The following is a 13,674-nucleotide window of genomic DNA, read 5'->3' on the forward strand; positions in this document are numbered from 1 at the left end:
ACATGGACACCGATCCGGGCGTGATGCTCTCGCAGTGCTTCATCGCCGTCGACGACCACGACAAGGCACTCGCGTTCTACCGTGACGTCCTCGGCCTGGAGGTCCGCAACGACGTGGGCTTCGAGGGCATGCGCTGGGTGACGGTCGGCTCGCCGCTCCAGCCGGACGTGGAGATCGTCCTGGAGCCGCCGGGGGCGAACCCGGACGCGTCCGAAGCGGACCGGCAGGCGATGGCCGAGCTGCTGGCCAAGGGCATGCTGCGGGGGGTCATCTTCTCGACGCCGGACTGCGACGCCCTGTTCGCCCGCGTCGAGGCGTCCGGCGCCGAGGTCCTGCAAGAGCCCATGGACCAGCCGTACGGCGTGCGCGACTGCGCCTTCCGCGATCCGGCGGGCAACCTCCTGCGCTTCAAGCAGCGCTCCGCCGCCTGACGCGGAAACCTCGTTGCGCGGGCGGGCCGGGCGGGAGACGGTACGAGGCCATGTACACGGTGGGGGGCCATGGCCCCCGTCCGGCCCGGCAGGGAGCGATCCATGAGTGAACCGATCCGTTGGGCGTACGCCTTCGTCGACCGGCCCGCGGCGGAGTTCGTCCGGGCCGTTGACTTCTGGACCGCCGTCACGGCGACCGAGCGGTCCGAATCCCGCGGCGACCAGGGCGAGTTCGTGTCGCTGCTGCCGGGGGCGGGCGACGCGTGCGTGAAGGCGCAGGGGGTGCGGGACGGTACCGGGGGCGCCCACCTCGACCTCGCCGTCGCAAACGTGCCGGCGCTCGTCGGGGCGGCGCGGCGGCTCGGCGCCGAGGTCGTCGCCGAGCATCCGGGGTGGGCCGTACTGCGCTCCCCCGGCGGCCAGTTGTTCTGCGCGGTCCCCTGGCACGGCGAGTCGGCGCGGCCGCCCGTCGTCGAGGGCAGCCGCCTCGACCAGCTGTGCATCGACCTCGCCCCGGCGGTGTACGACCTCGACGTCGCGTTCTGGAGCGACCTCACCGGCTGGACCTCCCACCCCGGCGCCCTCCCGGAGTTCCACCTGGTCAGGCCGCCCGAGGGGCTGCCGATCCGTATTCTCCTCCAGCGCCTGGGCACCGATCGCCCCACCTCCGCCCACCTCGACCTCGCCTGCGCGGACATCGAGGCGACACGGGTCCGGCACGAGGAGCTGGGCGCCACGCTCGTCGCCCGCGGCGCCCGGTGGACGGTGCTGCGCGACCCCGCGGGCGGAACGTACTGCCTGACGGCCCGCGACCCGGAAACGGGCAGCCTGCCGGCCTAGTCCCTACCGGTCCGGGTCAGCCGTCGCGTACACACACAGCACCGCCTGCCCGTCGGACGCACCCGGGCACGGCGGGTGGTCGCGGACGTCCGCGGACAGCAGCGGTGCCGGGGCGGGCTCCCAGCCTGTCGGAGGCGGCGGCTCCGTCGAGTCCTGGAGCCAGAGCGTGAGCCCGCCGCCCACGAGCACGGCCGCCGCCCACACGCCGATGGCCCAGCGCCAGACGCGTCGCCGTCCCCGCTGCGGGGCCGCGCGCCCGTCGTCCTCCCCCGGTCCTCCCTCCACCCCGCTCACGCCGAAGCCGCTTCGCCGCCCGTCCAGACCTCCACGTCCACGACGGCCGACACCGGAATCGGCCCGTAGACGTGCGGGAACTCCTCGCCGCCGGGCCCCACGGCCTCGTACCGCACGGGCGCCGCGAGCCGCTCCGCGTCCACGACCAGCACCACCAGCTCGTCGGACCCGGCGCGGGATCCGTACAGGAGCGCTGCCACGCCGGGGAGCTGATGCCGCAGCGAGCAGTGAATGAAGCCCTCCTCCTGGAGGGTGCGGCCGCGCGTCGCCATCTCGTACGTGCCACGGTCGCGGGCGGCGTCCCACAGGGAGCGCTCGGTAAGGTGCAGAAGGGGTTCGGACATGGCGTAACGCTAAGGCCTGCGCCGGGCCGCCCGCGCCTGCGTCAACCGCCCCGCACCGTGACCAGGTACCTCATGATGACCAGGTACCTCATGCGTCATGGCGCCTTCGCGGCCGGCGCTTCTGGTGGCGCTTCGGGCGGCCCAGGGCGTTCCGCCGCCGCCCCGCCTCCGGGTACGTACGCCGTGCACCGGGGATTCCGGCACGGGGCGGGTCCCCACACGGGGACGAAGGCGCCGAGCGTCTTGTGGCGCCGCACGACCGTGCCGACAGGCTGTCCGCACGAGGGACACGCATACTCATCGCTGCCCATGTCCTCAGGGTATTGCGGTACGGGGTCCGGCGCCTTCCCGCCGCGGACTAGCTCCGGGGCTCCCGCCACATCGGCCACATCCGCGGGCCGTCCGGCAGGTCGAGCGCGGGGGTCGTGGAGACGAAGCCGAGGCGTTCGTAGAGCTTGCGGCTGCGGGCGCTGCTGGCCTCCAGATAGGCGGGCAGGCCCGCGCGGTCGCAGCGGTCGAGGACGGGCTGCATGAGCGCCGTGCCGAGGCCCTCGCCCTGGCGGCCGGGGGCCACGGCGATCATCCACAGGTACGCGTGGGCCCGGCCCGACGGATGGATCCCGCTCGTCAGCCGGCCGATCAGCTCGACACGGTCGTTGTCCGGGTCGACGGCCTCCCGCAGCCGGGCCGGGCCGTCCTCCTCGTCGTGCGCGTCGGCGGGCAGGGACAGCCACAGCGCGCACGCGGTGCCGTCCTCGGTGAGGTCGACGCGCCCCTCGCCGAGCACGATGTCGGTGAAGGCCGCCATCAGCCGGTGGTGCGTGGCCCGGCGGTACGCCTCGCCGGGGAAGACCCAGCTGCTCACCGGGTCGTGCTGGAAGGCCTCGTCCAGAAGCCGGACGACCGCCTCGCGATCGCCCTCGCCCGCCGTCCGGATCGCCACGCCCATGTCCCGCCCCTTCACCTCAACCAGCCCTGTCCGTACGGCTGTTGCAGCCGACACGGCCGTTGCAGCGTAGTCGGTGTGCGCGCGGGGCGGTATGAGGGGACGGGCCCCGCGCACCGTGGGGATGCGCGGGACCCGCCCCGGCCGGAGCCTCCGGGTGCCGTGCGGGGTCAGGAGCCGCATGGCCCGAAGGCTCCGGGGTCTTGCGGGGGCCGTCGGCCGCTTCAGTTGCTGCGCCGGGTCACGAACTCGGCGAGGGCGAGCAGGCCGCCCGCCGCCTCCGGGTCCGGAATCGCCCGGGACAGCTCGTGCATCGCCCGGGCCATCCGGTCGGCGGCCTGCTGCTGGGCCCAGTCGCGGCCGCCGGCCCGCTCGACGGCCAGGACCGTGCGCTCCAGCTCCCCTTCCTGGTGCGGAACCGCGTACAGCTCGGCGAGTTCCGCCGCCGCCGGAGTGCCCGCGGCGAGCGCGGCCACCACGGGCAGGGACTTCTTGCGGGCCATCAGGTCCGCCCCGGCCGGCTTGCCGGTTCGGCTCGGGTCCCCCCAGATCCCGATCACGTCGTCGATGAGCTGGAAGGCGAGCCCGGCCTCCCGGCCGAACGCGTCCAGCGCCTCGACGTCCTCCTCCTCCGCCCCCGCGTACAACGCCCCCAGCGCACAGGCGCAGCCGAGCAGCGCGCCCGTCTTGGCCTCGGCCATGGCGAGGCACTCGTCGAGGGTGACCTCACCCGGGCCGCGCCGCTCCATCGCCGTGTCCGCGTGCTGCCCCGCGCACAGTTCGATGACACAGGCCGCGAGCCGGGCGGCGGCCGCCGCGGACGCCGGGTGCGGGTCCTCGGCGAGCAGCCGGTGGGCCAGGGCCTGAAGTGCGTCCCCGGCGAGGATCGCGTCGGCGTCGCCGAACACGGTCCACGCGGTGGGGCGGTGCCTGCGGGTGGTGTCCCGGTCCATGACGTCGTCGTGCAGCAGGGTGAAGTTGTGGATCAGCTCCACCGCCGCGGCGGCCCGAACGGCGGAGGACTGCGGTCCGCCGAGCGCCCGGACCGCGGCCAGCACGAGCGCGGGGCGGATCGCCTTGCCCGCGTTGCCTGCCGCCGGGGTGCCGTCCGCGTGCTCCCAGCCGAAGTGGTGGAGCGCGATCCGGCGCATGGACCCCGGCAGCGAGTCGACGGCCCGGCGCAGCTCGGGGTCGACCGAGGCCCGGGCACGCTCCAGGATCCCCGCGGCTTCCTGCCCGTCGAGCTGGGCCGCCGGGCCCTGCGGATCGGTGGGCGGACTCGCGGCCGGCGCCTGCCGCCCGGTGGACGGAGCCGGGAGCGGGCCTCGCCGGCCGGCGGGGCCCGCGGGGCTCCGCCTTTCGAGCACCTCGGCCGGGCTCTGCTTCGCCTCCGTCAGGAACTCACCCATGCGACCACCTCAACTCACCCATGTGACCACCTCGGAGAGTCCCCGGACGATGACGCTTCCGCTGCCGCCGCGCGCATACCCCTGGGGTGTACCCGCCCTGCCGGGCGGGTACACGACACGCCGCTCGTGCGGAAGGTCACCGCCAGCGGCCGATCTCGACGTTCTCCAGGATGCCGAGGGCGTCGGGCACGAGCACCGCGGCCGAGTAGTAGGCCGTGACCAGGTAGGAGATGATCGCCTGCTCGTTGATGCCCATGAAGCGCACCGACAGGCTCGGCTCGATCTCGTCCGGGATGCCCGCCTGCTGGAGTCCGACGACGCCCTGCTCGTCCTCGCCCGTACGCATGCAGATGATCGAGGTGGTACGGGTGTCGCTGACCGGGATCTTGTTGCACGGGAAGATCGGCACCCCGCGCCAGGTGGGGATGCGGTTGCCCGCGATCTCGACGCTCTCGGGGACGAGCCCGCGCCGGTTGCACTCGCGGCCGAACGCGGAGATCGCGCGCGGGTGGGCGAGGAACAGCTTGGATCCGCGCCTGCGGCTGAGGAGTTCGTCCAGGTCGTCGGGGCCTGGCACACCGTCGTGCGGCTGGAGCCGCTGGTCGTACTCGCAGTTGTTGAGCAGCCCGAACTCCCTGTTGTTGATGAGTTCGTGCTCCTGGCGCTCCTTCAACGCCTCGACGGTGAGCCTGAGTTGCTGCTCGGTCTGGTTCATGGGCTGGTTGTAGAGGTCGGCCACGCGCGTGTGCAGGCGCAGCACGGTCTGGGCGATGCTCAGTTCGTACTCGCGCGGCGTGGCCTCGTAGTCCACGAAGGTTCCGGGGATGTCCGGCTCTCCGGTGTGGCCTGCCGCAAGGTCGATCTCCTTCTCGCCGTACTTGTTGGTGCGCTGCTCGGGGATCGCGCGGGCCTGCTGGAGGTGGTCGCGCAGGGACTCGGCGCGCTCGGCGACCTGGTCGACGTCCCGGCGGGGCAGGGTGAGCACGGTGCAGGCGGTGACCGCGCGTGCCGTGTACTCCCAGATGGCCTCCGGGTCGATCAGCGCCTGCTCGCCGAAGTACGCGCCGTCGGCGAGGACTCCGAGTACCGCGTCGTCGCCGTACGGGCCCGTGCCCACCTTCTCGACCTTGCCGTGCGCGAGCAAAAAGACCTCGTCGGCCCGGCTGCCGAACGAGGCGAGCACCTCCCCCGGTGCGAACTCCCGCTGCTCGCAGCGCTGGGCGAGCTCGCCGAGCACCTCCTGGTCCTCGTACGTCCGCAGCAGCGTCAGTTCGCCGAGCTCCGCGGGAATGACCTGCACACGGTCACCGGTCTTCACGAAGGTGACACGGCCGTCGCCCACGGAGTAACTGAGCCGGCGGTTTACTCGGTACGTGCCACCCTGCACGTTCACCCACGGCAGCATGCGCAGCAGCCAACGTGAGCTGATCTCCTGCATCTGGGGTGCGGACTTGGTGGTCGTGGCCAGGTTCCGCGCGGCCGATGTGCCGAGACTCTGCTGGGGCCTGCCCTGCTCCGCGCGGACCTCTTCGCCTACCGACATGAAAATTGCCCTCCCGATCATGCGCTGATGCACGGACAAGCCTCCAGCACGGAGCGTGTCGGTGCTATTACACGAATGAGCGGGAATGGATCACTGGCGCACTGGGCACACTGGTGGACCCGGTCGGGCCGTCGGGCCGTCGGGCCGTCGAGCCGTCGAGCCGTCGAGCCGTCGAGCCGTCGAGCCGTCGAACTGGTGCGCTGGGGAACTTCAAGATCCGGCCGTCCGTTTCATCCCTCGACGACACAAGTGCGCGTACGAGGACAGGTACAAGGACGAGGACGGGAGACAGCGATGGCAGGCTTCCTGGACCGCGCGAAGGAACAGGCGCAACGGGGCCTCACCCAGGGCCGGCAGAAGCTGGACGAGGTGCAGGCACAGCGCGCCGGCGGTGATTTGCTCAAGAAACTGGGCGCCGCGTATTACGCGGAGCGACGCGGCAGCGGCTCCCCCGGGGCGACCCAGCAGGCTCTCCAGGCCCTGGAGAGCCACATCGCGGTGAACGGAGACGCTTTCCTCCACTCCTGACGGCACGACAGAACCTGCCCGTCCCGCCCGGACCGCCGAGTCGGCAGGGTCGGCCGAATCGGCTCGCACGCTGTGCGAACGAGTGGGCCGCCCAGTCGCGTTCCGGGTACAAGCCTCGGTACGAGGCGGTCGCGACGGGCGGCCGTCGCGCAGCGCTAAGGAGGCGGTCATGGCCCCACCCATGTCCGCGGGCAGTTTCCTGGACCGGCTCAGAGAGGAAGGCGTCACCGTCGTCGAGGTCGGCGACTGGGAGCATCACAACCGCAATCACAAGGGCCCCTGGGGGCCGGTCCACGGTGTGATGATCCATCACACCGTCACCTCGGGCAGCGAACACACCGTCGAGCTCTGCCGCGACGGCTACGAGGGGCTGCCGGGGCCGCTGTGCCACGGGGTCATCACCAAGGACGGCGTCGTCCACCTGGTCGGCTACGGCCGCGCCAACCACGCGGGTCTGGGCGACGACGACGTGCTGCGCGCCGTGATCGCCGAGAAGGCCCTCCCGCCGGACAACGAGGCGAACACCGACGGCAACCGCCACTTCTACGGCTTCGAGTGCGAGAACCTGGGCGACGGCACGGACCCCTGGCCGGACGCCCAGCTGGAGGCGATCGAGAAGGTCTCGGCCGCCATCTGCCGCCATCACGGCTGGTCGGAGCGCTCGGTCATCGGCCATCTGGAGTGGCAGCCGGGCAAGGTGGACCCGAGAGGCTTCACGATGACCTGGCTGCGGGAGCGGATCCGCGACCGTCTGAAGTGACGGCGGCCGGGCGGCCCCCTCCGCACAGGTGTCCGACAATGGTGGGGTGACCGGCCCCGACGTCCCCGAAGCGCTCGACCTCGCCGCCCTGCGACCGCGCCTGCCGTCGCCGGTGCAGGCGGTCGACGACGAGCGCTTCGCACGGCACGGGGTCCGGCTCCTGCTCAAGCGGGACGACCTGATCCACCCGGACCTCATCGGCAACAAGTGGCGCAAGCTCGCGCCGAACCTCCGGGCCGCGGCGGGCCGCCCGCTCGTCACCTTCGGCGGTGCGTACTCGAACCACCTGCGAGCGACGGCCGCCGCGGGCCGCCTCCTGGGGCTGGCCACGATCGGCGTGGTCCGCGGCCAGGAGCTGGCCGACCGTCCGCTGAACCCCTCCCTCACCCGGTGCGCGGCCGACGGCATGCGGCTGCACTTCGTGGACCGGTCGACGTACCGCCGCAAGACCGAACCGGGGACGCTGGCCGCGATCCTGCGCGCGGTGGCCGCCGAGGACGCGTACGTCGTGCCCGAAGGCGGCAGCAACTCCCCTGCCGTACGCGGCTGCCGCGCCCTCGGCGAGGAGCTGCGCGGGCACGCCGACGTCGTCGCCCTCGCCTGCGGCACCGGCGGCACGCTCGCGGGCCTGGCCGCCGGCCTCGGCCCCGGCCAGCGGGCGCTGGGCGTCCCGGTCCTCAAGGGCGACTTCCTGACCGCCGAGGTCACCGCGCTCCAGGAGCGGGCGTTCGGCGGCCGCCAGGGCGCCTGGTCCCTGGACGACCGCTTCCACTTCGGCGGCTACGCCCGTACCTCTCCCGGCCTCCACGCGTTCGCGGCGGACTTCGAGCGGCGACACGGACTGCCGGTGGAACGTCTCTATGTCGCCAAGATGCTGTACGGACTTGTCGCCCTGGCCGAAGAGGGCGGGTTCGCCCGCGGCACGACCGTCGCGGCCGTCATCACCGGACGGCCGCTCGGCTGAGGCGGCTCAGGTCGCCTCCCGAAAGGCCGCCGCCTCCTCCAGGTCCAGGCGTCTGAGCAGCGTGCGCAGCATCTCGTCGTCGATGTAACGGCCGTTGCGCAGCCTCACGAAGACCGAGCGTTCGGCGGCGATCATCTCGCGCGACAGGCGCCGGTAGGTGTCGTCGACGGACTCCCCGGTCACCGGGTTCACCGCGCCGAGCCGCTCCCAGACCGCGTTGCGCCGCCGTTCCAGGACGTCACGGAGCCGGTCGGCCAGGGGCGGCGGCAGAGCGTTGCGCTCGTCGTCGAGGAGGTCGTTCAGCCGCAGCTCGGCGACCCGGGAGGCCTGGGCCTGGGCATTGGCCTCCGCGAGCGTCTCGGCCTGCGCGTCGCGCCCCGGGAGTCTCAGCAGACGGATCAGCGGGGGCAGGGTCAGGCCCTGCACGACCAGCGTGCCGATCACGGTCGTGAAGGTCAGGAAGAGGATGAGGTTGCGGCCGGGAAAGGGACCTTTCCCTTGCCCGTGGACGGTCAGCGGGATCGAGAAGGCGATGGCGAGCGAGACCACGCCCCGCATGCCCGCCCAGCCGATGATGAACGGCGCCTTCCAGGTGGGGTTCTCCTCGCGTTCCCGGATGCGCGCGGAGAGCAGGCGTGGCAGGAAGGTCGCCGGATACACCCACACGAACCGCGCGAGGACCACCACCAGGAAGACGGCCACCGCGTACCAGGCGGCGTCGACGCCCCGGTACTCCCCGAGCCCCTTCAGCACGACCTGCAGTTGCAGGCCGATCAGCGCGAACACCGCCGACTCCAGGACGAACGCGACCATCTTCCACACCGCCTCCTCCTGGAGCCGGGTGGCGAAGTCGACCTCGTAGTTGCGATGCCCGAGGTAGAGGGCGACGACGACAACGGCGAGCACTCCGGAGGCGTGCGCCCACTCGGCGAGCCCGTACGCGACGAACGGGATCAGCAGGGAGAGCGTGTTCTGCAGCAGCGCCTCCTTCAGGTGCGTGCGCAGCCAGTGCAGCGGCACCATCAGCAGCAGCCCGACCGCCACGCCGCCGACCGCCGCCAGCAGGAACTCGCCCACCCCGTGCGCCCAGGTCGCACCCTCGCCGACCGCGGCGGCGAGGGCCACCTTGTAGGCGGTGATCGCGGTCGCGTCGTTCACCAGGGACTCGCCCTGGAGGATCGTGGTGATCCGCGAGGGCAGCCCCACCCGCCGCGCCACCGCCGTCGCCGCGACCGCGTCCGGCGGCGCGACCACCGCGCCGAGCACCAGCGCCGCGGGCAGCGGCAGGCCCGGCACGAGCAGATACGCGGCCCAGCCCACGACCAGGGTCGCGAAGAGGACGTAGCCGATGGACAGCAGCGCCACCGGTCGCAGTTGCGCGCGCAGATCGAGGTACGAGCTGTCGCTGGCGGCCGTGTACAGCAGCGGAGGCAGCACCAGCGGAAGCACCACCTCCGGGTCGAGGGTGTACTCGGGCACCCCGGGGATGTACGAGGCGATCAGGCCCGCAGCGACGAGCAGCAGCGGTGCGGGTACGGGCGTACGGCGTGCGGCTCCGGCGACCGCGGCGCTGCCCGCGACCAGCAACAGCAGTGGCAATACGTCCATCGTCTTCCGCCCGCCCTCTTTTTCGCGCGGCTTCCCGCACACCCGTCGTAACCTGGCAATCATGAAACAGTGCACGCACGCCGACGCGCTGCCGCACCCGGAGCCCGAACCTCTGAGCGAAACCTGCCCGGAGTGCCTGGCCACCGGCACGCACCCGGTGCAACTACGGCTGTGTCTGGTGTGCGGACACGTGGGCTGCTGCGATTCGTCGCCGCGGCGCCACGCGACGGAGCACCACAAGGAAACCGGGCACCCCGTGATGCGAACCTTCGAGCCCGGCGAAAGCTGGCGCTGGTGCTTCGTCGATCATGTCCTCGTGTGACTACGGGCCGTACTCGTGTGACCCTGGGTCCGGACGGTTCGACCGTCTGACGCCTGGGTACGTCAACCCGGCGCGCGCTCTTCCCAATTGGGCCCGCAGACCCCTAGCCACTGTGCGTATACATAGGTTTACTATGAGTGACAGCAAGGGGTTGGGGTCCCGGGGACAGAAAACCTGAGAGCGCGGTAGCGTCACCGCTGAACCACCTAGCGCGTTACCCCGGGGGGCGACCCTCGGCCCCCGAAAAAGCTTGTACCACCTTGGAGGTGAGGGTGTCCCAGATCGACGGCGAGCCCGCGACCCAGGACTTCGTGGAAGTCCGGCTGCCGGCCGCGGGTGCCTACCTGTCGGTGCTGCGTACGGCCACAGCCGGTCTCGCGGCCCGTTTGGACTTCACCCTCGACGAGATCGAGGACCTGCGCATCGCGGTCGACGAGGCCTGCGCGATCCTGCTCCAGCAGGCCGTGCCGGGCTCGGTGCTCAGCTGCGTCTTCCGGCTTGTCGACGACTCGCTCGAGGTCACGGTCTCCGCTCCGACCACGGACGGTCACGCCCCGTCGCGCGACACCTTCGCCTGGACCGTTCTGTCGGCCCTCGCGGGCAAGGTCTCCTCCGCGGTCGCCGACGACAAGACTGTGTCCATCAGCCTCTACAAACAGCGCGGCGCGGGACCCGGGCCGGCGTGAGGAACGGGGACGGGCCGGTGCAGGACGAAGAGCGCGGCACACGGGAACTTCCCACCGAGGACGGGGGTGCCCCCTGCTCGATCGGAGCCGACAGCCTGGGGGGCGGCGGCCCCAGCGGGCCGCGGCGCACGGCGGACGGCATCGACGGCATCCCCGAGCAGGCCCGGCCGCACCCCGAGGACCACTCCTCGGCGGCGGCCGAGGGTTCTCAGCAGCAAGAGCCGTTCGGCGAGGGCGGGCGCGCGGCGCGCTCCGTCCCGGTCGACGGGCGACGGGATCCAGCGGGTGCCCGCGGGGAGGCTCTGCGGACGGAGTCCGGTGGAGCGTCCTCGAAAGGGCGGCGCGTGACGGGCGGGACGATGAGCGAGCACGAGCGAAACGCTGAGCCGAGTGTGCCGAGCGGCACACAGCACGACCCCCAGGACCGCAGCGGGGCGCGCGCCCTGTTCATCGAGCTGCGCATGCTGCCCGACGGCAGCCCGGAGTACGCGGAGCTGCGCAACCGGCTGGTCCGTATGCATCTGCCGCTCGTGGAGCACCTCGCGCGCCGCTTCCGCAACCGCGGCGAGCCGCTGGACGACCTCACCCAGGTCGCCACCATCGGTCTCATCAAGTCGGTCGACCGCTTCGACCCGGAGCGCGGCGTCGAGTTCTCGACGTACGCGACCCCGACCGTAGTCGGCGAGATCAAGCGGCACTTCCGCGACAAGGGCTGGGCGGTCCGTGTGCCGCGCCGACTCCAGGAGCTGCGCCTCGCCCTGACGACGGCCACGGCGGAGCTGTCCCAGCAGCACGGCCGCTCGCCGACGGTGCACGAGCTGGCCGAGAAGCTGGCCATCTCGGAGGAGGAGGTCCTGGAGGGCCTGGAGTCCGCGAACGCGTACTCCACGCTGTCCCTGGACGTCCCCGACACGGACGACGAGTCCCCGGCGGTCGCGGACACGCTGGGCGCGGAGGACGAGGCGCTGGAGGGCGTCGAGTACCGGGAGTCGCTCAAGCCGCTGCTCGAGGACCTCCCGCCGCGGGAGAAGCGGATCCTGCTGCTGCGTTTCTTCGGCAACATGACGCAGTCGCAGATCGCGCAGGAGGTCGGCATCTCACAGATGCACGTCTCGCGTCTGCTGGCCCGCACCCTGGCCCAGCTGCGGGAGAAGCTGCTCGTCGAGGAGTGAGCCGGGAAGCGCCCAGCGTCTCCGCCCGCTCCGGCCCCACCCCGCACGCGTCGCTACTTCTCGTCCTGCACGTTCCCGGGCCTCCGGATACCGAGCGCCCGGGTCGTGGCCGGGTTCACGAGCAGCACCAGAGCCGTGACCGCGACGGCCGCGAGCGCGATTCCCGCGGGGATGGCGATGCTGTCGGCCTGGAGCAGGCTGTAGGCCACGGGCAGCGCCATGATCTGGGTGATGATCGCCGGGCCCCGGCTCCAGCCGCGCCGCAGCAGCAGCCCGCGCGCCGCCAGCAGGGGCAGCAGCGCGAGCACGAGCAGCGTGATGCCGCCGGTGACGGCCTGCTGCCGGTCGTCCGGGTCACCCGTGACGCCTCGTACGAGCATCCAGACACCGCCCGCGGCCAGCGCGAGCCCCTCCAGCGCGGCCAGCGCCGCCGCGGCGGTCAGCCGCCCGGGACGGGGCTCGGCGTCGGAGGTGTCCGGGACGCGGTTCTGCTCAGCACTCACCCCTGCAGGGTAGCCGTCGGCCACTGGCCTCCCTCCCTCCCGGGCACCTCCACTGTGCCCAAGGCCACGCCTCGAACTCTTACCCGATCTCTACCTCGGCCTGGGCCGAGTACCGCCCAGTAGGTACCCTGCATCGCATGCGTGCACTTCTCGTGGTCAATCCGGCGGCAACCACCACAAGCGCACGTACCCGTGACGTCTTGATCCACGCTCTGGCGAGCGAGATGAAACTCGAGGCGGTCACCACCGAGTACCGCGGACACGCCCGGGACCTCGGCCGGCAGGCGGCGGACAGCGAGGACATCGAGCTGGTCGTGGCGCTCGGCGGCGACGGCACGGTCAACGAGGTCGTGAACGGCCTGCTGCACCGCGGCCCCGATCCGGAGCACCTCCCCCGCCTCGCCGTGGTCCCCGGCGGCTCCACCAACGTCTTCGCACGCGCCCTCGGCCTGCCCAACGACGCCGTGGAGGCCACCGGCGCCCTGCTCGACGCGCTGCGCGAGAAGCGTGAGCGCACCGTCGGCCTCGGCCTGGCCGCCGGCACCCCGGGCACGGAGGACGAGGCGGTCCCGTCCCGCTGGTTCACCTTCAACGCGGGTCTCGGCTTCGACGCGGGTGTGGTCGGCCGGGTCGAACAACACCGCGAGCGCGGCAGGCGCTCCACGCACAGCCTGTATTTGCGCCAGGCCATACGCCAGTTTTTGGACGAACCTCACCGCAGGCACGGAACGATCACGCTGGAGCGACCCGGCGCGGCCCCGGTCACGGATCTGGTCCTGTCCCTCATCTGCAACACCTCACCCTGGACGTTTCTCGGCAATCGTCCGGTGTACGCGTCACCTAAGGCCTCGTTCGATACCGGGCTCGACATACTCGGCCTCAGCCGCATGTCGACGGCCTCGGTTGCCCGGTATGCGACCCAGTTGCTCACTTCGTCCCCCGAGCGCGGACCCCATGGCAAACACGCCGTATCGCTGCACGACCTGACCGACTTCACCTTGCATTCGAAGGCGCCCCTACCCCTCCAGATGGACGGCGACCACCTCGGGCTCCGTACGAGCGTGACGTTCACAGGCGTACGCCGTGCACTGCGTGTGATTGTGTGAGCGGAACGAGCCAAACTCCTTTCACTCGAACGTTTAGACCACGGTCCACCCCATGGAAGTACGGCTGTGACCTAGTCGACACCGAGGAATCAAAAAAAACTTTCCGGAAGGGGTTGTATCCGCCGCTGAGGTTTGCGAGTCTCTACGTGGCGATCGAGACGGCCCGCAACACCGGCCTCCACAGAGAGCCAGAACCCCTCCTCAATCCAAAGGACCAC

General features: G+C 71.7%; 17 protein-coding genes. 9 read left to right on the forward strand and 8 right to left on the reverse strand.

The features are described 5' to 3' along the window. Nucleotides 1–2: 2 nt before the first annotated feature. Both GTY58_RS15760 and GTY58_RS15765 read left to right on the forward strand, forming a co-directional pair. Complete coding sequence (locus tag GTY58_RS15760) at nt 3–431, forward strand: VOC family protein (RefSeq protein WP_042493119.1); 429 nt, start codon at nt 3–5, stop codon at nt 429–431. Between the two features lie 102 nt (nt 432–533). Further along, nucleotides 534–1,271: a VOC family protein gene (locus tag GTY58_RS15765; protein WP_037648985.1), complete on the forward strand. Its 738-nt coding sequence runs from the start codon at nt 534–536 to the stop codon at nt 1,269–1,271. A gap of 3 nt (nt 1,272–1,274) precedes the next feature. On the opposite strand, the gene GTY58_RS39625 is transcribed toward GTY58_RS15765, so the two are convergent. From GTY58_RS39625 to GTY58_RS15790, 6 genes are all read right to left on the reverse strand, one after another. Beyond that, nucleotides 1,275–1,565 (reverse strand): hypothetical protein, encoded by a 291-nt coding sequence (locus GTY58_RS39625; RefSeq protein ID WP_037648987.1) that lies wholly within the window; start codon nt 1,563–1,565, stop codon nt 1,275–1,277. Continuing rightward, nucleotides 1,562–1,909 carry a DUF952 domain-containing protein gene (locus GTY58_RS15770; protein ID WP_010984434.1) on the reverse strand — a complete coding sequence of 116 codons (348 nt, stop codon included), beginning with the start codon at nt 1,907–1,909 and terminating at the stop codon, nt 1,562–1,564. Before GTY58_RS15770 ends, GTY58_RS39625 begins: the two co-directional genes overlap by 4 nt. A gap of 95 nt (nt 1,910–2,004) precedes the next feature. Continuing rightward, nucleotides 2,005–2,220, reverse strand: a complete 216-nt coding sequence (locus tag GTY58_RS40690; protein WP_010984435.1) for a hypothetical protein — start codon at nt 2,218–2,220, stop codon at nt 2,005–2,007. Between the two features lie 47 nt (nt 2,221–2,267). Beyond that, nucleotides 2,268–2,858 (reverse strand): GNAT family N-acetyltransferase, encoded by a 591-nt coding sequence (locus GTY58_RS15780; RefSeq protein ID WP_010984436.1) that lies wholly within the window; start codon nt 2,856–2,858, stop codon nt 2,268–2,270. Between the two features lie 221 nt (nt 2,859–3,079). Next, the gene (locus GTY58_RS15785; protein WP_010984437.1) at nt 3,080–4,264 is read right to left on the reverse strand and encodes a family 2 encapsulin nanocompartment cargo protein polyprenyl transferase; all 1,185 of its coding nucleotides are present in this window, start codon (nt 4,262–4,264) and stop codon (nt 3,080–3,082) included. Between the two features lie 136 nt (nt 4,265–4,400). Continuing rightward, a complete protein-coding gene (locus tag GTY58_RS15790) occupies nt 4,401–5,807 on the reverse strand; it encodes a family 2B encapsulin nanocompartment shell protein (protein WP_010984438.1) in 1,407 nt (468 codons plus the stop codon). Between the two features lie 294 nt (nt 5,808–6,101). Here GTY58_RS15790 and GTY58_RS15795 point away from each other — a divergent pair, with 294 nt between their 5' ends. The 3 genes from GTY58_RS15795 to GTY58_RS15805 all read left to right on the forward strand — a co-directional run bounded on the left by GTY58_RS15795 (nt 6,102) and on the right by GTY58_RS15805 (nt 8,059). Beyond that, nucleotides 6,102–6,335, forward strand: coding sequence for a hypothetical protein (locus GTY58_RS15795; protein ID WP_037648990.1), 234 nt, complete (start codon nt 6,102–6,104; stop codon nt 6,333–6,335). Between the two features lie 169 nt (nt 6,336–6,504). After that, nucleotides 6,505–7,095: an N-acetylmuramoyl-L-alanine amidase gene (locus tag GTY58_RS15800; RefSeq protein WP_037648992.1), complete on the forward strand. Its 591-nt coding sequence runs from the start codon at nt 6,505–6,507 to the stop codon at nt 7,093–7,095. Nucleotides 7,096–7,141: 46 nt separating this feature from the next. Further along, complete coding sequence (locus tag GTY58_RS15805; protein ID WP_037648994.1) at nt 7,142–8,059, forward strand: pyridoxal-phosphate dependent enzyme; 918 nt, start codon at nt 7,142–7,144, stop codon at nt 8,057–8,059. A 6-nt stretch (nt 8,060–8,065) separates the two neighbouring features. Here the strand turns inward: GTY58_RS15805 and GTY58_RS15810 are convergent, their stop codons facing one another. Next, the gene (locus GTY58_RS15810; protein ID WP_010984441.1) at nt 8,066–9,667 is read right to left on the reverse strand and encodes a Na+/H+ antiporter; all 1,602 of its coding nucleotides are present in this window, start codon (nt 9,665–9,667) and stop codon (nt 8,066–8,068) included. Nucleotides 9,668–9,728: 61 nt separating this feature from the next. Between GTY58_RS15810 and GTY58_RS15815 the strand changes: the two genes are divergently transcribed. The 3 genes from GTY58_RS15815 to GTY58_RS15825 all read left to right on the forward strand — a co-directional run bounded on the left by GTY58_RS15815 (nt 9,729) and on the right by GTY58_RS15825 (nt 11,847). Then, complete coding sequence (locus tag GTY58_RS15815) at nt 9,729–9,989, forward strand: UBP-type zinc finger domain-containing protein (protein ID WP_010984442.1); 261 nt, start codon at nt 9,729–9,731, stop codon at nt 9,987–9,989. Between the two features lie 272 nt (nt 9,990–10,261). Beyond that, a complete protein-coding gene (locus tag GTY58_RS15820) occupies nt 10,262–10,675 on the forward strand; it encodes an anti-sigma regulatory factor (RefSeq protein WP_010984443.1) in 414 nt (137 codons plus the stop codon). Between the two features lie 17 nt (nt 10,676–10,692). Continuing rightward, complete coding sequence (locus GTY58_RS15825; protein ID WP_078234443.1) at nt 10,693–11,847, forward strand: RNA polymerase sigma factor SigF; 1,155 nt, start codon at nt 10,693–10,695, stop codon at nt 11,845–11,847. 53 nt (nt 11,848–11,900) lie between these two features. Here the strand turns inward: GTY58_RS15825 and GTY58_RS15830 are convergent, their stop codons facing one another. After that, nucleotides 11,901–12,350, reverse strand: coding sequence for a hypothetical protein (locus GTY58_RS15830; protein ID WP_037648996.1), 450 nt, complete (start codon nt 12,348–12,350; stop codon nt 11,901–11,903). 137 nt (nt 12,351–12,487) lie between these two features. Between GTY58_RS15830 and GTY58_RS15835 the strand changes: the two genes are divergently transcribed. Further along, on the forward strand, nt 12,488–13,456 hold the full coding sequence (locus GTY58_RS15835) for a diacylglycerol kinase family protein (RefSeq protein ID WP_010984446.1): 969 nt from the start codon (nt 12,488–12,490) through the stop codon (nt 13,454–13,456). Nucleotides 13,457–13,674: the final 218 nt, after the last annotated feature.

Source organism: Streptomyces sp. SID5469 (genome assembly GCF_009862865.1).
GTDB classification, from domain to species: Bacteria; Actinomycetota; Actinomycetes; order Streptomycetales; family Streptomycetaceae; genus Streptomyces; species Streptomyces avermitilis.

Coding starts and splice junctions, on each gene's coding strand:
- GTY58_RS15765 (WP_037648985.1), top strand. CDS start 534: ATGAGTGAACCGATCCGTTGGGCGTACGCCTTCGTCGACCGGCCCGCG.
- GTY58_RS40690 (WP_010984435.1), bottom strand. CDS start 2,220: ATGGGCAGCGATGAGTATGCGTGTCCCTCGTGCGGACAGCCTGTCGGC.
- GTY58_RS15790 (WP_010984438.1), bottom strand. CDS start 5,807: ATGTCGGTAGGCGAAGAGGTCCGCGCGGAGCAGGGCAGGCCCCAGCAG.
- GTY58_RS15785 (WP_010984437.1), bottom strand. CDS start 4,264: ATGGGTGAGTTCCTGACGGAGGCGAAGCAGAGCCCGGCCGAGGTGCTC.
- GTY58_RS15760 (WP_042493119.1), top strand. CDS start 3: ATGGACACCGATCCGGGCGTGATGCTCTCGCAGTGCTTCATCGCCGTC.
- GTY58_RS15835 (WP_010984446.1), top strand. CDS start 12,488: ATGCGTGCACTTCTCGTGGTCAATCCGGCGGCAACCACCACAAGCGCA.
- GTY58_RS15780 (WP_010984436.1), bottom strand. CDS start 2,858: ATGGGCGTGGCGATCCGGACGGCGGGCGAGGGCGATCGCGAGGCGGTC.
- GTY58_RS15810 (WP_010984441.1), bottom strand. CDS start 9,667: ATGGACGTATTGCCACTGCTGTTGCTGGTCGCGGGCAGCGCCGCGGTC.
- GTY58_RS15795 (WP_037648990.1), top strand. CDS start 6,102: ATGGCAGGCTTCCTGGACCGCGCGAAGGAACAGGCGCAACGGGGCCTC.
- GTY58_RS15800 (WP_037648992.1), top strand. CDS start 6,505: ATGGCCCCACCCATGTCCGCGGGCAGTTTCCTGGACCGGCTCAGAGAG.
- GTY58_RS15815 (WP_010984442.1), top strand. CDS start 9,729: ATGAAACAGTGCACGCACGCCGACGCGCTGCCGCACCCGGAGCCCGAA.
- GTY58_RS15770 (WP_010984434.1), bottom strand. CDS start 1,909: ATGTCCGAACCCCTTCTGCACCTTACCGAGCGCTCCCTGTGGGACGCC.